18 protein-coding genes are annotated in these 17,035 nt (G+C 30.8%); 6 read left to right on the top strand and 12 right to left on the bottom strand.

Going from position 1 to position 17,035, the window contains the following annotated elements:
- Positions 1-71: 71 nt before the first annotated feature.
- Genes dxs through FBE87_RS01480 form a run of 11 tightly spaced genes read right to left on the bottom strand, consistent with a single transcriptional unit; the run spans position 72 to position 11,816 of the window.
- Positions 72-1,919 (bottom strand): 1-deoxy-D-xylulose-5-phosphate synthase, encoded by a 1,848-nt coding sequence (dxs, locus tag FBE87_RS01530; RefSeq protein ID WP_002858717.1) that lies wholly within the window; start codon positions 1,917-1,919, stop codon positions 72-74.
- Complete coding sequence (gene fliH, locus FBE87_RS01525; RefSeq protein WP_100621157.1) at positions 1,912-2,742, bottom strand: flagellar assembly protein FliH; 831 nt, start codon at positions 2,740-2,742, stop codon at positions 1,912-1,914. The genes dxs and fliH overlap by 8 nt, the downstream gene beginning before the upstream one ends.
- 7 nt (positions 2,743-2,749) lie before the next feature.
- On the bottom strand, positions 2,750-3,778 hold the full coding sequence (fliG, locus tag FBE87_RS01520; protein ID WP_002854670.1) for a flagellar motor switch protein FliG: 1,029 nt from the start codon (positions 3,776-3,778) through the stop codon (positions 2,750-2,752).
- On the bottom strand, positions 3,778-5,460 hold the full coding sequence (gene fliF, locus FBE87_RS01515) for a flagellar basal-body MS-ring/collar protein FliF (RefSeq protein WP_002859425.1): 1,683 nt from the start codon (positions 5,458-5,460) through the stop codon (positions 3,778-3,780). The genes fliG and fliF overlap by 1 nt, the downstream gene beginning before the upstream one ends.
- Positions 5,461-5,511: 51 nt before the next feature.
- Positions 5,512-6,606 carry a histidinol-phosphate transaminase gene (hisC, locus tag FBE87_RS01510; protein WP_100621158.1) on the bottom strand — a complete coding sequence of 365 codons (1,095 nt, stop codon included), beginning with the start codon at positions 6,604-6,606 and terminating at the stop codon, positions 5,512-5,514.
- Positions 6,596-7,669, bottom strand: a complete 1,074-nt coding sequence (pheA, locus tag FBE87_RS01505; RefSeq protein ID WP_002858741.1) for a prephenate dehydratase — start codon at positions 7,667-7,669, stop codon at positions 6,596-6,598. Before pheA ends, hisC begins: the two co-directional genes overlap by 11 nt.
- On the bottom strand, positions 7,657-8,424 hold the full coding sequence (locus FBE87_RS01500) for an HAD-IIA family hydrolase (protein WP_002858702.1): 768 nt from the start codon (positions 8,422-8,424) through the stop codon (positions 7,657-7,659). The genes pheA and FBE87_RS01500 overlap by 13 nt, the downstream gene beginning before the upstream one ends.
- Before the next feature lies 1 nt (position 8,425).
- On the bottom strand, positions 8,426-9,634 hold the full coding sequence (gene lysA / locus FBE87_RS01495) for a diaminopimelate decarboxylase (protein WP_002858733.1): 1,209 nt from the start codon (positions 9,632-9,634) through the stop codon (positions 8,426-8,428).
- 43 nt (positions 9,635-9,677) lie between these two features.
- Positions 9,678-10,736: an LptF/LptG family permease gene (locus FBE87_RS01490; RefSeq protein WP_002875401.1), complete on the bottom strand. Its 1,059-nt coding sequence runs from the start codon at positions 10,734-10,736 to the stop codon at positions 9,678-9,680.
- 1 nt (position 10,737) lies between these two features.
- Positions 10,738-11,283 (bottom strand): aminoacyl-tRNA hydrolase, encoded by a 546-nt coding sequence (gene pth, locus FBE87_RS01485; RefSeq protein ID WP_002858659.1) that lies wholly within the window; start codon positions 11,281-11,283, stop codon positions 10,738-10,740.
- Positions 11,280-11,816 carry a 50S ribosomal protein L25/general stress protein Ctc gene (locus FBE87_RS01480; protein ID WP_002791314.1) on the bottom strand — a complete coding sequence of 179 codons (537 nt, stop codon included), beginning with the start codon at positions 11,814-11,816 and terminating at the stop codon, positions 11,280-11,282. The genes pth and FBE87_RS01480 overlap by 4 nt, the downstream gene beginning before the upstream one ends.
- A 133-nt stretch (positions 11,817-11,949) precedes the next feature.
- On the opposite strand from FBE87_RS01480, the gene FBE87_RS01475 reads away from it, so the two are divergent.
- Genes FBE87_RS01475 through bioD form a run of 3 tightly spaced genes read left to right on the top strand, consistent with a single transcriptional unit; the run spans position 11,950 to position 13,220 of the window.
- On the top strand, positions 11,950-12,288 hold the full coding sequence (locus tag FBE87_RS01475; RefSeq protein ID WP_002857302.1) for a multidrug efflux SMR transporter: 339 nt from the start codon (positions 11,950-11,952) through the stop codon (positions 12,286-12,288).
- Positions 12,289-12,290: 2 nt separating this feature from the next.
- Complete coding sequence (locus tag FBE87_RS01470; RefSeq protein ID WP_002857436.1) at positions 12,291-12,605, top strand: multidrug efflux SMR transporter; 315 nt, start codon at positions 12,291-12,293, stop codon at positions 12,603-12,605.
- Between the two features lie 9 nt (positions 12,606-12,614).
- Entirely contained in the window at positions 12,615-13,220 is a 606-nt protein-coding gene (gene bioD / locus FBE87_RS01465; RefSeq protein WP_002816248.1) for an ATP-dependent dethiobiotin synthetase BioD, read from the top strand.
- Here the strand turns inward: bioD and FBE87_RS01460 are convergent.
- The gene (locus FBE87_RS01460) at positions 13,207-14,490 is read right to left on the bottom strand and encodes an adenosylmethionine--8-amino-7-oxononanoate transaminase (RefSeq protein WP_002816247.1); all 1,284 of its coding nucleotides are present in this window, start codon (positions 14,488-14,490) and stop codon (positions 13,207-13,209) included. The genes bioD and FBE87_RS01460 overlap by 14 nt on opposite strands.
- Before the next feature lie 67 nt (positions 14,491-14,557).
- On the opposite strand from FBE87_RS01460, the gene FBE87_RS01455 reads away from it, so the two are divergent.
- From FBE87_RS01455 to bioC, 3 genes are read left to right on the top strand one after another with little or no spacing between them, the layout of a single operon-like run.
- Positions 14,558-15,700 (top strand): pyridoxal phosphate-dependent aminotransferase family protein, encoded by a 1,143-nt coding sequence (locus FBE87_RS01455; protein ID WP_002816245.1) that lies wholly within the window; start codon positions 14,558-14,560, stop codon positions 15,698-15,700.
- Entirely contained in the window at positions 15,697-16,308 is a 612-nt protein-coding gene (locus FBE87_RS01450) for a DUF452 family protein (protein ID WP_002816243.1), read from the top strand. Before FBE87_RS01455 ends, FBE87_RS01450 begins: the two co-directional genes overlap by 4 nt.
- On the top strand, positions 16,305-16,991 hold the full coding sequence (gene bioC / locus FBE87_RS01445) for a malonyl-ACP O-methyltransferase BioC (protein WP_002816240.1): 687 nt from the start codon (positions 16,305-16,307) through the stop codon (positions 16,989-16,991). Before FBE87_RS01450 ends, bioC begins: the two co-directional genes overlap by 4 nt.
- Positions 16,992-17,035: the final 44 nt, after the last annotated feature.

Raw genomic sequence — 17,035 nt, 5'->3', positions numbered from 1 at the left:
GCTTTTTTAAGTAAAAATAATAATAAAATTTTTATTAAAAGAAGTTTATATTAAATAATATTTTTTATTATTTAATGATAAAATTTTAAAACTTTCGTCAACAAACTATTGACATCTTTTTCTAGATTTTTTTCCACCTCACTTGTTTTTCCATGTTCAATAAATTTGTCTTCATATTCAAAGCTAACAACTTTTACATGCAAATCATATTTTTGTAAAAAATTATTAATTAAACTTTCTATACCGCCAATTTTAACATTTTCACTAAAAATAAACCAAATTTTACTTTTTTTAGCAAGCTCACACAAAAGCTCTTCATCTAAAGGTTTAGCAAAAATTAAATCAATCAAATTAGCATTATTATTCATTTCTTGCAAGGCTCTTAAGACTTGCCACGCTTTTGCCACACCTTGTCCATAACCTAAAAAAGCAATTTCACTATTATTTTTTACAAGCCATTGTGCCTTACCAAGTTTTATCTCACAAGGATTAAATTCTTTATCCAAAATAAAACTCCCTCTAGGATAACGCAAAGCAATAGGTCCTTGATGTAAATAAGCATACTCCATTATATTTTGCATCATTTGTTCATCTCTTGGGGCTAAAAGAGTGAAATTTGGCAAAGGAGCTAAAAAACTAAGATCAAAAACACCTTGATGCGTCTCCCCATCTTCGCCTACTATCCCTGCCCTATCCATAGCAAAAACCACATTTAAATTCATAATCGCACAATCATGGATCACTTGATCATAAGCACGCTGCAAAAAGGTGCTATATATTGCAATAAAAGGTTTAAATCCTTCTTTTGCCATAGCGGCCATAGAAGTTACTGCATGCTGTTCTGCAATAGCCACATCCCAAAAACGATTTGGATATTTTTCTATAAGCTTATCAAGACCTGTTCCACTTGGCATAGCCGCCGTAACCCCAACAATATTTTCATATTTTGAGGCTAAATCAAGCAAATTCTTAGAAAAAATTTCAGTAGCAGATTTTTTAGTATCACTTTTTTTAACACTCTCTCCACTATCTATATCAAAGGCTCCCACCCCGTGCCATTTAGCATGTTTTCCTTCAGCTAAAGCATAGCCTTTACCCTTTATGGTTTGAGCATGTATCACACAAGGCTTTTGCATAGCTTTTGCTTGTTTTAATGCAGAAATAATTTCACCTAAATTATGTCCATCAATAGGCCCTATATATTCAAGCCCTAATTCTTCAAACAAAAGCCCAGGGGTAATAAGTTTAAAACTCTCTTCAAAACGCTTGGCCATATAAGTAGCACTATCAGGCAATATATCCAACATTTTAGCAATACGCTTTTTAAAACTTTGATAAAACTGCGTTGCCATAGCCTGAGAAAGATACTTTGAAATTGCTCCAATTGGTTTTGAAATACTCATTTCATTATCATTTAAAAGTATTACGCAAGGAAATTTAGAATCACCCAATTCATTTAAAGCCTCATAGGCCATACCCGCACTTAAAGCACCATCTCCAATCAAAGCAACAGGAATACGCTTTTCACCCTTTAAAGCAATAGCCTTACAAGCACCTACTGCCAAAGAAATAGAGGTACTAGAATGCCCTGCTACAAAATAATCTCCCTCGCTAGGTTTTGTATAACCACTTAAACCATTGATTTGTCTTAAAGTATCAAATATTTCTTCTTTTCCGCTTAAAAGCTTGTGTGTATAAGACTGATGCGACACATCAAAAATAAAAGGATCTTTTTTTGCATCAAAAACCAAATGCATTGCTATACTAAGTTCTACAGCACCCAAATTTGAACTTAAATGCCCACCATTTTTACTCACAACTTGTATGATTTTTTCACGCATAGATGCTGCTAAATTTTCTAATTCTTTTAAACTTAGCTTTTCTAACTCTTCTTGAGTATGGGCAAATTTTTTACTCATTATTCACCATTTTTTTAATTTTAGTTAGACGAGAGTTAAGATTGGATTCTATATTGCCTGCGTCACTTATAATAACAACACTTCCTTTGCTAATTGCATCATCAAGACTTATTTTAATATGAGCATTCTGATCAAATTGCTCTTTTAAATACTCATAATCCTCTGCATTAACCTTAAGCTCAATTGCACTAGCACCCTTAAGCTCACCGATTAAATCTTTAGCCAAAGCATAAGCTATCTTACTTGAATTTAGTTCAAGTTCTTTTAAGATTACTTCTTTAGCGATATCTATAGCAGTATCTGCTAATTCTTTCTCATTTTTTTCTATGAAATTTTCAAGATTTTCGCAAGCATTATCAAGTTTGGCTATACTTTTTAAATACTTATCTTTAAAATCACTCAATTCCTTTTGAAATTCTTCTTTTGCTTTCTCATAACCCTCTTTGGTAAATTTTTCTTTAGCATTTTCAAGTTCTGAATTTAAGCGGTTATTAAATTCACTCTCTTGGCTTTCTATTTGCATTTGAAGTTTAATAATATTGCTTGACATTTCATCTGTTTTTTTAAGTAAATCTTCAACAAAGCTTGGTTGAAATGTTGGAATTTGAGTTTCCATAACAGCTTGTGTAGAGGCAATGACTTGATTTTCTTCGACTGGTTTTTCGTCATTTAAAGATATATTAGTATTTTCTTCATCTGGAGTTTGAGTATGTTTTTTTTCACCTGTATGATTATCAAATTCTGAAATAACTTTAAAACGATATCCTTCAACAACATGCTGATCAGAAGCCCCACCAGAAATTACATTGCTACGATTAACCATCTCTCACCTACTCTATCATTTCATCCGCATCGCCTGTTTGAACAAGACCTTGTTCTGCAAGTTTTTGCACCACTTCAACAACCTTTCTTTGTGCATCTTCAACATCTTTAACACGCACAGCACCCAAAAAACCCATTTCTTCAAGAAAAGCTTCGCTTGCACGCGTAGACATATTGGCTAAGAATTTTTGCTTTAACTCTTCACTTGCACCTTTTAAACCTATCATTAAATCACGCTTATCGGCTACTTTTAAAATTTCTCTTATAGCCTGAGTGCTAAGTTTTTGTATATCATCGAAAGTAAACATAAGCTCTTTAATAGTCTCTGCTAAGCGTTCATCACTTTGTTCAATATAAGTAATGGTTGATTTGCTTGCTTTTTGACCCAAACGATTAAGCACTTCTGCTACTGCTCTTGGGCCGCCCACTTCAACCTTATAAGAGGTAAGACTTTCAAGCTTGCTTTCTAGCACTGCAGAAACTCTTTTAATAATACTTGGAGAAATATCACCAAGATTTGCCATTCTTATAACCACCTCAGCCCTTAATTCATCGCTAAAATACTCTAAAGTTTCTGCCGCATGAATAGAATCCATGTGTGCCAAAATAAGAGCGATGGTTTGTGGGTGCTCTTTGGTAATAAAGTCTGCAAGTTGCTGTGGTTTAATTTGCGCCAAATAAGCAAAATTTTGATTATTCTCCATACTTTTAGTGAGTTTTTCAAGAATTTTATTTGCAATCTCTGGTCCAAAAGTACGAAAAAGTATTTCTTTAGCATATTCCAAACCACCACTTTTAATATATTGATTTGATTGAAGCAGAGTGTAAAATTCTTCTAAAACTGCAGTAGCTACAGATCTATCAACATTTTTAGCCATAGCAATATAACGTGAAATTTCTGTGATTACATCAATTTCCATATGTGAAAACACAGAAGTGGTTGCATCTTCGCCAAGTTGTATAAGAAATATCGCTACCTTCTCAGGCATCGATAAATCATCATAGACCATTTTTTGTTCTTCACTTAGCTTTATCATCACATATCCTTTTCGCCAAATTCGCTATCATTTTGAATTAAGTTTTGCAAAAGTGCTGCAATTTCCTCACCTTTATCACTTACCAAACCACGCAATTTTTCAAGCAAAACCTCATACTGGATAGAATCTTCATTGAAGTTATCCCCAAAACCAAGTTGTTCTTCAACTTTTTTCCTTGCTGCATTAAATTTCTCTAAAGCATCTTCAGCATCATCTAAAACAGCATTTGGACCTTGCTGCATTTCCTCTTGTGCTGCGACATCTTCAAGCATTTTTTGAGTAAATGGAGCAATAACTTTTTTGTAAAAAATAAAAAGTAAAATCGCTGCAATAAAGTATTTAACCGGCGGAATAAATGGCTCAACAAAACGATTGTAAAAAGTTTTAACTTTACTCTCAACTCTAATCGACTCACGATGAAATGGTAAATTTTGCACCACAACACTATCACCTCTAGTAGCGCTAAAATTAATAGTATTTTTAACTATACTCTCAACACTTGCAAGCTCTTCTTTAGTCAATGGGACATATTCGCTTTTCACATCCCCATTTTCATCAACCACATCTTGATATTTTCCATCTATAGTAACAGCTGCTGAAGTGCGTAAAACTGTTGCAAATTGTTTTTTGGTATTTGTGATAGTTTTAGAAAGTTCATTATTTGTAGTAACTTGATTTTTTTTATAAGTGTCAATTTGACCCTTATTGTCAAGTCCTTCAACAGGACCTATATTAGAAACAGCACCTGGAACACCCTGAATTTCTGGATCTTTTCTACCTGTTCTTTCCTCGTTTAAAGTTTGCTCACTACGTACTATAGGATTTGGATCATAAATTTCACTTTGAGATTCTTGCTTGGAAAAATCAAAATCTATATTTACACTCACTTTTACTTTATCCATGCCACCTGCAAAAGGAGCTAAATTTTCTATAATCTTATCTTCTAAAGCTTTTTCTTGATCACTTTTAAATTTAATTTGCGCACGAACCAAGTCATCTTCATATGCTTCTTGCTCATCTAAAGGCACACCACTTTGATCACTAATCTTAACATTTTCTTTAGTAAGTTTTGGAACTGCCGCTGAAACAATATTTTTTATACCATCAATTTGTTTTCTAGTAAGCTTTAAGCCTTCGCGAACATTAACAACAACTGAAGCTGTAGGCGGAATTTGCCTTTCAGTAAAAACACTATCTTTAGGAAATGCTATGTGTACAACAGCGCTACGAATAGGTTCTAAAGTCTCAATAGTTCTTGCAAGTTCGCCTTCTATGGCTCTTTGGTATTTTACCTTTTGCTCTTCATTTGTAGCTCCAAAAGCTTGAGTATCAAAAGCTTCAAAACCCACGCGACTATCTTTTATAAGACCTTCGCTTGCAATAAACATTCTTTGACGATAAACCTGATCTTGTGGAACTAAAATTTTATTTTCACTTTCTAATTTATAGGGAATATTATTTTGTTCAAGTTTAGCTACAATTGCAGCAGAAGAACTTGGGCTTACATTTTCAACTAAAACTGCATATCCATTATTTGCATTACTACCACTTCCACGAAATAAAGCTAAAAAAACCAAAAACCCAACCACAACTATAATAGATGCAGCAATCACTATACGCTGCTTGCGAGTTAAATTTTGATAAAGTTGCCCAATTTGATGAAGCATATTTTTAAAATCCATTAATTCTCATCCCTTAGTTTAGCGAATTTTACATATTTTTATTTGATTTATCTATCTTAAAATCTTATCAAATTCTGTAAAAAATTTTTCATTTTCATAAGATGTTCCTATAGTAATGCGTATAGCATTTAAACCATAGCTTTTTAAATTTCTTATTATTATACCCTTTTTAAGCAATTTTTCAGACAAATCTGTACTATTTTTTTCATCAAAAAAATAAGTGATGAAATTTGTATAACTATCGATAATTTTGATATTATGTTTTTTAGCAAATTCTTTATAAAGCTCCATTTGAGAAAAATTATTCTCTAAAGTTTTTTCAGTAAATTCATCATCATCCATTGCTGCAACTGCTGCTTTTAAAGCAAGATTGCTCACATTAAAAGGAGCACGAAGCTTGTAAAATGCACTAATAATATTAGCATTAGCTATGCCATAACCAATGCGTAAGCCTCCTAATCCATAAAGTTTAGAAAAAGTTCCCAAATAAAGCACATTGTCAAATTCTTTAATCAATTCACAAGGTTCTAAATGTTTTTTGCTATCTTTAAAACTTGCAAATTCATTATAAGCTGCATCAATCACAACTAAACAATCCTCATTTACACCTTTAATAAACTCGGTCGCCTCACTTGCATCCAAACACTCGCCTAAAGGATTGTTTGGTAAGCATAAAAAAATAAGTTTAATTTCATCTTTGTGCGTTTCATAAAGTTTTTTAAACTCATCTAAATTATGAGTAATACTTTGAGTTTTATAACACTTTGCACCACATTGTTTGGCATAAATTTCATACATAGCAAAAGTAACTCCAGCTTGCAAAAAAGCATTTTTAGAATTTAACTTAGAATGTATAGCAAATTCAATCACTTGATCACTGCCTGCACCGATAATGATATTTTCATTTTGAACTTTGTATTTTTGAGCCAATGTGCTTTTAAGTTCTATCATACTATCATCAGGGTAAAGATGGACTTTGTTTGCATTTTGTCTTAAACATTCTATAGCTTTTGGTGGCGTGCCAAAAGGATTTTCATTGCTTGCTAATTTTATCACTTCTTTAACGCCATATTCTTTAGCAATAACTTCTATATCTTTGCCGGGTTCATAATTGCTTAAATTATTTAAAAATTCATTAAATTTCATCTTTTTCTCCTGATAAATAAGATCCAAGCCAAACAATCTCTTGTATATCTTTTAAGGCTTTTTTTACATTTTCATCATCAATATGCCCTTCAAAATCTATATAAAAACTGTGTAAAAATTCTTTTGATTTTACAGGGCGAGATTCAAGCTTAGTAAGATTGATATTTTCTTTTTTAAACTGCTCTAATAAAAAGCTAAGTCCCCCAGGTTTATGTGCTGTGTGTGCTAAAATAGAAGTTTTACAATTTGGCATTTTAGGATTTTTAATATCGCTTAAAATTAAAAATCTTGTTTTATTGGCTGCATTATCTTCTATTTTATCAAAAAGTACAGGCACATTATAAAGCTTAGCCGCTATTCTAGAACAAATTGCTGCCGCATATTTATCTTGCGAAGCTAGGTAAGCTGCATTAGCTGTAGATTTTGAAGGAACAAATTCTATAGCACTAAGTTCATGACTTTCTAAAAATTTACGACATTGATTATAACCTTGCGGATGCGAATAAATGCGTTTGATTTCTTTTAAATTTTCATTAATTCCTACAAAAGAATGATGAATATCCATATAAATTTCGCCAAAAATTTTAAGCTCATTATACTTACCTAGACAATCTAAAGTAATGCCCACTGCACCTTCGGTATTATTTTCTATAGGTACAACACCATATTTTGCTTCTTTGTTGCTTAACTCTTTAAAAACATCTTCGATATTAGCCAAGGCTATATAACGACTCATCGCACCAAAACGACTTCTTGCTGCTTGATGTGTATAAGTTCCTTCAGGCCCTAAATAAGCTATAGTTTGAGGCATTTCTAAATTTCTTGAAACTGCAAAAATTTCTTGATAAATTGCCTCTATGGCATTTTGATCTAAAAGTCCTAAATTTGCATTTTTTAAACGATTGATAATGGCTCTTTCACGCTCAGGACGATAAATACTTCCCCCACTACTTTGCTTAAGCTCACCTATACTTTTAACATAAGTCATTCTTTCATTTAAAAGATCTAAAATTTTATCATCAACCGCATCGATTTTATTTCTAAATTCTTCTAAATTTGGCATTTTAGATCCTTTAAAAACTCAAAAACACTAGGATAAACTCCATCAAGCAAATCCGTATCAAGCCCTTTTGTGTCGCTTATCTTGCCGCTTAAAACTAGCAAGGTTTTCATGCCAAGTTCTTTTGCCTTAAGCAAGTCACCCCTAAAATCATCACTAATGATTTTAATATCTTCAAAATCGATTTTTGAATTTTGTCTTCTTATTAAATTTAAAGCTTCTTTATAAAAAGCAATGCTAGGCTTACCCACAACCTCGTATTCAAAATCAATAGCATTTTTAAGCATAGCCATAATGCTACCTACACCAGGATAAGGCCTACCATCTTTTTTATAAATACTAGTTTCGTGCATAGCTATAAATCTAACTTCTCTTCTAGCCAATTCTATCATAGTGGCAAAATCTTTAAATTTAAAATCATCATAACTAGCCACAAGCACAGCACTAGGATTTACAAAATCGAGCTCAAAACCAAGATTTTCAAGACTTTTTACAAACTCATCTGCACCAAAAGCCGCAACTTTACAAGGTCTTAAAAGGTGTTTTAAAACGCTGAAAGGATCAATATAAGCATTTTCTTTTATAACCAATCCTTTTTGCTGTAATTTTTCTAAAAAATCAAGTTTTTTTGTATTGTTAGTGATGATAAGATAAGGAAGATTTTTTGCATTTAAAAAATCGATCAGTTCTTTAGCACCATGGATTAAAGATTTATCATGATCAGAAATTAAAGTCCCTTGAACATCTAAAAAAAACATTTTAAGCCTTTAAAAATTTCTCTTCTAAAGCGATTTGATCTTCAAAATTTTCTCTTTGACGGATCAATCTTACCTGTCCTTCTTCAAGGGCTAATTCGCAAACTTTATTACGAGTATTGTAATTACTACTCATGCTAAAACCATAAGCTCCAGTATTTTTAATAACCATTATATCATCACTTTGAGTGCTAGGCAAAGACCTTGCTTTAGCAAAAAAGTCCCCACTCTCACAAATTCCACCTACAACATCACATAAACTCTCTTCGCCTTGATTATAAGGTAAGATTATTTCATGATAAGCCTCGTATAAACTTGGGCGTATAAGATCATTCATCGCTCCATCTACTACAACAAAACGCTTGGTTTTATTTTGTTTTTCATAAAGCACTGAACAAACAAATTCTCCACTTTTAGCAACTAGATACCTTCCAGGCTCCATTCCTATAGTTAAATCAAGCCCATGAAGTTGTGCTAATATACCTTGTGCATAATCATAAAGATCAGGTTCGCACTCATTTTTTTCATAAGCCACACCCAAACCACCGCCTATATCAAAAAATTTAAGATCGATTTGCAAGGCTTTTAACTCTCTTACAAGTTTTGCAACAATGGCTGCTGCTTCATGAATGGGAGAAATATCTAAAAGTTGCGAACCTATATGAAAATGCACTCCAACAGGCTCTAAAAAAGATGAATTTTTTGCATAAAGATACATTTTTCTTGCTATATCAATTTCAACACCAAATTTATTTTCATTTAATCCTGTAGAAATATAAGGATGAGTTTTTGCATCAACATTTGGATTAACACGAATACTGATTCTTGCCTTTAGATTAAGTTCTTTAGCCACACTTTCTAAAAGCATCATTTCAGCTTCGCTTTCAAGGTTAATATATAAAATATCATATTCTAAAGCTTGTCTTAACTCTTCTTTGGTTTTTCCTACTCCACTAAAAATAATCTTATAAGCTTTTGCTCCTGCTTTTAAGGCACGCTTTACCTCGCCTATACTTACACAATCAAATCCACTATCTAAATTTGCAAGCATTTGCAACAAACTTAAATTTGAATTGGCTTTTACAGCGTAAAAAATTTGAGATTTTCTTGCCTTAAAAGCCTCTTTGAGATTTAAAAAACGCTCTTTTATGAAATCAAAATTGTAAATATAAAAAGGAGTATTAAATTCTTGCTTTAATTGTTTATAATCCATATTTAACCTTTAATTTTTATAATTTTACTACACAAAGCTTAATTTATCGATGCTTATAATACATATAAGCACTTAAACAACCCAAAATTATAATAGGCACTACAATGCCAATTTCACTTGCAATCACACTATTTTCGCTTAATCTAGTAAGCAAAAACAAGACTCCCCAAATCATCAAAGTCACTACAAAAGCTATAAAAGTTACAAAAGCAAGATTAAAAAATCTTGCTATTACAGGAAAAAAATAATACATAATAAGCATTAAAAATGGTGCAAAAAAAGGAGTAAAAACAAATTTATAAAGATTGATTTTAAGAGTATCTGTATTGACATTTTGCGCCTTAAAAAGCTCAAAACTTTCAAGTGCGTCAGATATTGAATAATCACTATTACTAGCAACCCCTTCTATAATCTTTGGTTTAAAACCCTCAAGTGATTTAAGCTCGGAGAAATCTTGTATCTTTAAACCATCATTAGCAAGTTCATAATTTTTAGGTAATAATGTAATATTACCATCTCGCAAAATCCAGCTTTCACCTTCAAAATGGGCATTTTTAGCACTTACAAAAGAGCTTAAATTTAAATCATTAATATTAAAAATTTTTATATTTTGAGCACTATTTTGTCCATTGTTTATCTTTGAAATATAAACAAAATTATTGTTAAATTTCAAAAACACTTCTCCACTTTGATTCATAATAGTGCCATTTTTCAAAATATTTCTCTTATAATCATTTGCATAAGCAAAAGAAGTAAAATTCAATCCTATATAAATACAACAAAAAAATAAAGCCCATAAAAAAGGAAATAAAATAACATAATTTCTACTCAGTCCTAACGCATAAAGACTTACAAATTCATTTGCTCTGATCATAGAAATCAAAGAAACTACCAAAGCAAAAATCAAAGAAATGGGTAATACATAAGGCACTGCCGAAAAAGATAAAAACATAACATAAAGCAAATCAAGATTTGCGGCTTTTGGTAGATCTTTAAAATTTAAGAGCAAATCAATACCGCAATAAAAACCAAGTAAAGAAAAAAATATAATAAAAAAATTTTTTAAATAAATCCCTGAAATAAAACGAAAAAATATCCACATCTTAAGCCTTTAGGCTGTATTTGGATGATATAGCAGACAAATCATCATTTTCAATAAGCTCAAGCAAAGCTTTTTTTGCATGCTCTAAAACTTTGCTTAAAGTTATTTCTTCTTCGGATTTAAATTTACCTAAAACATGGGAAATCACATTTTCACCCTTTCCCACTCCTATACGCACTCTTTCATAGTCATTTCCACATAAAGTATCTATGCTTTTAAGCCCATTATGTCCACCACTTGAACCGCCTTTTTTAAAGCGCAAGGCTCCTAAATTTATATCTATATCATCATGGATAACTATCATTCTTTCGCATTTATAAAAATCATTCACTGCTTTTACGCTAAGTCCTGAATTATTCATATAAGTACTAGGTTTAAGAAGAAGTAAAGAAGAACCTATTTTAAAAAGCTCTCCTTTAAATTTAGAGTTTGTAAGATTTGTAAAATTGCTTTCTTTTAAAAGTAAGTCAATTAGCATAAAACCGACATTATGACGGGTATTTTCATACTCTACGCCTATATTGCCAAGCCCTACGACTAAAATCATCTAGCTTTTTCTACACCTACAACCGCTACTCTATCAGCATCAATCATAGTTACTCCCGCAGGAACTACAATATCACGAACAAGTAAAGCATCACCCACATCAAGTTTACTTACATCAAGTTCGAAGAAATTTGGTAAATTTTCAGCTGCACATTTTACTTTTAATCTTCTTTTTGATTGAATTAAAACACCTTTATTTTTAAGACCTATAGCTGTTCCTGTGATTTTAACTGGAACCATGTATTTAGAAATCACACCTTTTTGCGCAACTTTTAAATCCACATGTTTAAGTTCTGCAGTTACAGGATCTTTTTGATAATCCACAACTACAACGCTTAAAGTTTGAGAACCTACTTTTACATCAAAAATTAAAGTAGTTTTTTTACGAACTTCCTTAATAAACTCATTTACTTTAAAAGCGGCATTGATGTTTTCTAATCCTTTTCCATAGATGTTTGCAATTAGATAACCATCTCTTTTTAAAGCTTTAGCAGCTTTTCTACCGATACTCTCTCTAACGATACCTTCTAACATCTTTTATCCTTTCTTAAAAAATGAGCTTTGATTATATCTAATTTTGGCTTATGGAAAAGTAAATTTATAGCTTCTTTTAATTTCTTTAAGATATAATTTGTTTTACAAATATTATGTTAATTTAAGGCTTCATGTGAATGAAAAATTCAATATCAATATAGCTTGGTTTTTAATAATCTTAGGCGGGATTATAGAATGTTTTTGGGTCAGTGGACTTAAGTATTCTACAGAAATTTGGCACTATATTTTAACAGCCATTGGGGTTTGTATTTCTTTTACTTGCTTTTTAAAAGCTTGTGAAAGACTTGAAGTAAGTATTACTTATAGTGTTTTTGTAGGCATTGGCACTATTGGGGTGGTTTTAAATGAAATGTTTATTTTTAACGAGGCTGTTTCTATAATTAAACTTGTGCTTATAGTGATTTTACTTTTAAGCATTATAGCCCTTAAATGGATAAGCAAGGAAGCTTAAATATGGAATGGTTTTATTTGTTTTTAGCTACTGCTTGTGAAATTTTTGGCGTGGTGATCATGAAAGAACTTGTAAGCACTAAAAATAAGCTTTACCTTTTGGCTTTGATAGTGTGTTTTGGATTTTCTTTTACTTTTTTAAGTTTAAGTATGCAAAATATCGCTATGAGTGTTGCTTATGCTATATGGACAGGAGCTGGAACTGCTGGTGGGGTAATGATAGGAGTACTTTTTTATAAAGAAAGTAAAAGTTTTTTAAAACTTTTTTTAATCACTGTGATTATTGCTTGTACAGTAGGTTTAAAATTTCTTTCTTAAGGATTTTTTGTGCAAATTTATGTGAGTGGAATACATACTGATGTAGGAAAAACACATTTTAGTGCAGCTTTTTGTGCGAATTTTAACTATGATTATTTTAAACTCATTCAAGCAGGAACTCCAACAGATAGTGAGTTTATTGCAAAATTTAGCCCAAAAACAAAGATTTTTAAAGAAGGTATTTTTTTGCAAACTCCAGCTTCTCCTCATCTTGGAAAAATCAAAGAAAAGCTTGATTATAAAGCCTTAGATATCATTTTACCAAAAAGCAAAAACCTACTTATTGAGCTTGCGGGTGGGCTTTTTTCTCCTATGGATGAAAATTACACTATGATTGATTTTGTGAATATTTTCAAACACCCTACGATTTTGGTAGCAAAATACTATCTTGGAAGCATTAATCATATCTTGCTTAGCATTGAAGCTTTAAAGCAAAGAAATATCAATCTTTTAGCCCTTGTAATGATGGGTAAAAAAGATATCTTACAAGATGATTTTATAAAAAATTATGCAAAAATTCCTATAATCAATCTTGATTTTTTTGATGAAAATAGCATTTTAAATAAAGATTTTAAAGAGCAAATGCAAGAAATTTTACAACTTAAAATTCCTTAAAAATCTGCTCTAAACTCTCTAGTACATAAACGATTTGTTCTTTTGTGATGATGTAAGGAGGCATAAAATAAATCGTATTTGCTAAAGGTCTTAAAAGCAAACCTTTTTCTAAGGCTTTTTGAAATACAAAAAGTCCTACGCGTTTATACTTGGTGCTTAAAATATCAAAAGCACTGATCATCCCGCAAGTTCTAAAATTACCCAAAAAGTCAAATTTTTCAAGTCTTGAAAATTCTTTTTTGATAAACTCGCTTAAAATTTGATTTTTTACTAAAATATTTTCATCCTCAAAGATATCTAAAACCGCATTTGCTGCCGCGCAAGCTAAGGTATTTCCCGTATAGCTATGAGAATGTAAAAAAGCCTTTTGGCTTTCATAAGTATCATAAAAAGCATTATAAATTTCATCTCTTGTAAGCACTACAGAAAGTGGCATAAATCCACCCGTTATCCCTTTTGAAAGGCAGATAAAATCGGGGCTTTGTTTGCATTGATGTAAGGCAAACAAAGTTCCTGTGCGTCCAAAGCCCACTGCAATTTCATCAAAAATCACTTGCACTCCAAATTTATGGCAAAGCTTTATGGCCTCATCAATAAACCTTGCTTCATACATATGCATATTTCCTGCACATTGTACCAAGGGTTCAAGTATAAAAGCACAAATTTCACTTGCATTTTTTTCTAAAATATCTTTTAAAATTTCAAGCTCTTTAGTGTAGTCTTTGCCTTGTGGCACAGGCGTGCTTAAACACTCTAAAAGCAAGGCTTTGTAAGTATCTTTATAAAGCGCTACATCGCCCACACTTAAGGCTCCTAAGGTTTCACCATGATAAGAATTGCTTAAAGATAAAAATTTACTTTTTTTCACTCCCTTATTTAAATGATAATGAAAACTCATTTTAAGTGCTACTTCAATAGCACTTGATCCATTATCTGCATAAAAACATTTGTTAAAATTCCTGCCTACTTTTTCGCAAAGTCTTGCAGAAAGCTTGATAATGGGCTCATGTGTAAAGCCTGCTAAGATCACATGCTCTAGCTCATCAACTTGTTTTTTAATGGCATTTGCGATTTTTTCATTACAATGACCAAAAAGATTGACCCACCAAGAACTCACACAATCCATATAAGCTTTATCATCAAAATCATAAAGCCATACACCTTTTGCTTTTTTTATAGGAATTAAAGGTAGGGTTTCGTGATCTTTCATTTGTGTGCAAGGGTGCCAAATGTGTTTTAAATCGAGATTTTTTAAGATTTGATTTTGCATTATAACTTCTTTTTTAAAAATATTTTGGCAAAATAATACTTTAAATTTTTAAATTTACAGGAAAAAAATGAAGCTTGAAAAAATTTTGCAAGATCTAGAGCAAAATCACAATCTAAGAACTCTAACACCTTTAAAACATGAAAATAAATTTGTTTATAAGCAAGATCACAAACTTTTAAATTTAGTAGGAAATGATTATCTTTATTTGGCGTCTTCCAAAGAGTTAAAAGCTGAGTTTTTAAACACCCTAAAAGAACAAGATTTGTTTTTTTCAAGTTCGAGTTCAAGAAGTTTGAGTGGAAATTTTGAAATTTATGAAAAATTAGAAAGTTTTTTAAAGACTAAATTTAAAGATAAGGAAATTTTACATTTTAATAGTGGCTATCATCTAAATATCTCTTGTATAGCAGCACTTTCTAGCGTTTCTAAGACGCTTTTTCTAACCGATAAATTTATTCATGCAAGTATGATTGATGGCTTAAGACTTGGCAGGGCTGATTTTTTTCGTTTTCATCATAAAGATATGAATCATTTAGAGAGTTTAATCCAAAAACATTATGAAAATTATGAAAATATCATCGTTTTAAGCGAAGCTTTGTTTAGTATGGATGGAGATTTTAGCGATTTTAAAACTCTGTGTGAGCTTAAAAGGCGTTATGATAAAATTAAGCTTTATATAGATGAAGCACACAGCGTGGGTTGTTTTGATGAAGAGGGTTTGGGGCTTGTTAAAAAACTAGCCTTAGAAAATGAAGTGGATTTTTTGGTTTTTACCTTTGGAAAAGCCCTTGCTTCCATGGGTGCTTGTATAATATGTGATGAAAAATATAAGAAATTTTTCATCAACAAGGCTAGAGCTTTTATTTATTCTACAGCCTTGCCACCTATTAATGTAGCTTGGACGCAATTTATTTTTAAAAAAATGCCTTATTTTAAGAAAGAAAGAGAAAAATTAGAGCTTTTAAGCACTTTTTTTAAAAGTAAATTGCAAGAAAAAAATCACATCGTTTTAGGCGATGCTTATATTATTTGCTTGCTTTTAGGTGAAAATAAAAAAGCCTTAGAAATTTCACAAAAACTTCAAAAAGCTGGTTTTTTTGCTCCTGCGATCAAAGAACCTACCGTGCCAAAAAATACAGCCAGAATTCGTTTTTCTTTGCACGCAGGACTTAACACAGAAGAACTTGAAAGAATAATAGAGCTTTTATGAAATATGAATTTTTATGTAAAAATCCTGATTCAAAAAAACTTATAGTGGTATTTGGGGGATTTGCTTCACATTCTAGTCATTTTTCGCATTTAAAAAGCGATAAAAATGTGATTTTATTTTATGATTATGAAAATTTTGATTTAAATTTTGATTTCAAAGCTTTTGATGAACTTTTTTTAATCGCTTTTTCTATGGGGGTTTGTGTGGCAAATAGACTTTTAAAAGAGCTTAATTTTAAACAAAAAATAGCCATAAATGGCACAAATTTAGGCATAGATAAATCAAAAGGAATTCATCCTGCAATTTTTAGAAAAACCTTGCAAAATTTCAAATTAGAAAATTTCAAAGAAGCTTTATTTAAAGAACGCAAAAATTTAACTAAAGATTTTATTTTTAAAGATGAAAAAGCTTTAAAAATAGAGCTTGAAAAACTTTTTGACTTTGCTTTAGTAAAACAAGAAGAAAATTTGCTTTGGGATAAGGTTTATTCAAGTAAAAAAGATGAAATTTTTCCACCAAATGCTTTAAAAAATGCTTTTTCAAAACTTATTTTTTTAAATGAACCGCATTTTGCTTTTTTTCATTTTAAAACTTGGGATGAGCTTTGAATTTTTTAAAAGCAAAAGATTATGAAAAACATGCAAAAGTGCAAGATTTTATGGGTTTAAAACTTTGTGAAATTTTAAAAAATTTAAGAATTTCACATTTTGAAAAAGTATTTGAATTTGGTTGTGGCAGGGGTGAATTGAGCAAAAAACTTCAAAATTTTATTACTTTTGATGAGTATTTAAAAAACGATATTTTAGATTTTAAAGAAAATTCTAGTATTTTAATTTTTGATATGAACGAAATTGCAAAACAGGATTTAAGTAAAGAGAAATTTGATCTTATTGTTTCAAATGCAACTTTGCAATGGCTTGATTTAAAACGCATTATACCAAGTCTTAGAGATATGCTAAATCAAAATGGGATTTTACTTCTTTCTACTTTTGCAGAGCAAAATTTAAAAGAAATCAAGCAAAGCACGGGTTTTGGTTTAAATTATTTTAGCTTAAATGAATTAGAGCAAATTTTTAAAGTCTATTTTAATGAAGTAAAAATTACTCAAGAACTCATAAAATTAAGCTTTGATAATGCTTTAGATGTTTTTAGACATTTAAAATTAAGCGGAGTAAATTCTTTAGGATTTTATCCTTTAAATAAAGGTTTTTTAAAAGAATTTGAAGAAAAATTTCAAAACAAACTCACTTATCATCCTGTATTTATTTTATGCAAAAATGATATAAAATGAATTTTTTGTGTTATAATCCAAAAATTAAATTTTTACACAAGGAA

The sequence above is a fragment of the Campylobacter sp. CFSAN093246 genome (assembly GCF_012889415.1).
Taxonomy (GTDB): domain Bacteria; phylum Campylobacterota; class Campylobacteria; order Campylobacterales; family Campylobacteraceae; genus Campylobacter_D; species Campylobacter_D jejuni.
This window is presented reverse-complemented; position numbering and strand designations above follow the sequence as displayed.

Excerpts from the sequence above, each read along its gene's own strand:
- dxs (WP_002858717.1), bottom strand. The coding sequence starts at position 1,919 with ATGAGTAAAAAATTTGCCCATACTCAAGAAGAGTTAGAAAAGCTAAGT.
- fliH (WP_100621157.1), bottom strand. The coding sequence starts at position 2,742 with ATGGTTAATCGTAGCAATGTAATTTCTGGTGGGGCTTCTGATCAGCAT.
- fliG (WP_002854670.1), bottom strand. The coding sequence starts at position 3,778 with ATGATAAAGCTAAGTGAAGAACAAAAAATGGTCTATGATGATTTATCG.
- fliF (WP_002859425.1), bottom strand. The coding sequence starts at position 5,460 with ATGGATTTTAAAAATATGCTTCATCAAATTGGGCAACTTTATCAAAAT.
- hisC (WP_100621158.1), bottom strand. The coding sequence starts at position 6,606 with ATGAAATTTAATGAATTTTTAAATAATTTAAGCAATTATGAACCCGGC.
- pheA (WP_002858741.1), bottom strand. The coding sequence starts at position 7,669 with ATGCCAAATTTAGAAGAATTTAGAAATAAAATCGATGCGGTTGATGAT.
- FBE87_RS01500 (WP_002858702.1), bottom strand. The coding sequence starts at position 8,424 with ATGTTTTTTTTAGATGTTCAAGGGACTTTAATTTCTGATCATGATAAA.
- lysA (WP_002858733.1), bottom strand. The coding sequence starts at position 9,634 with ATGGATTATAAACAATTAAAGCAAGAATTTAATACTCCTTTTTATATT.
- FBE87_RS01490 (WP_002875401.1), bottom strand. The coding sequence starts at position 10,736 with ATGTGGATATTTTTTCGTTTTATTTCAGGGATTTATTTAAAAAATTTT.
- pth (WP_002858659.1), bottom strand. The coding sequence starts at position 11,283 with ATGATTTTAGTCGTAGGGCTTGGCAATATAGGCGTAGAGTATGAAAAT.
- FBE87_RS01480 (WP_002791314.1), bottom strand. The coding sequence starts at position 11,816 with ATGTTAGAAGGTATCGTTAGAGAGAGTATCGGTAGAAAAGCTGCTAAA.
- FBE87_RS01470 (WP_002857436.1), top strand. The coding sequence starts at position 12,291 with ATGGAATGGTTTTATTTGTTTTTAGCTACTGCTTGTGAAATTTTTGGC.
- FBE87_RS01460 (WP_002816247.1), bottom strand. The coding sequence starts at position 14,490 with ATGCAAAATCAAATCTTAAAAAATCTCGATTTAAAACACATTTGGCAC.
- FBE87_RS01455 (WP_002816245.1), top strand. The coding sequence starts at position 14,558 with ATGAAGCTTGAAAAAATTTTGCAAGATCTAGAGCAAAATCACAATCTA.
- FBE87_RS01450 (WP_002816243.1), top strand. The coding sequence starts at position 15,697 with ATGAAATATGAATTTTTATGTAAAAATCCTGATTCAAAAAAACTTATA.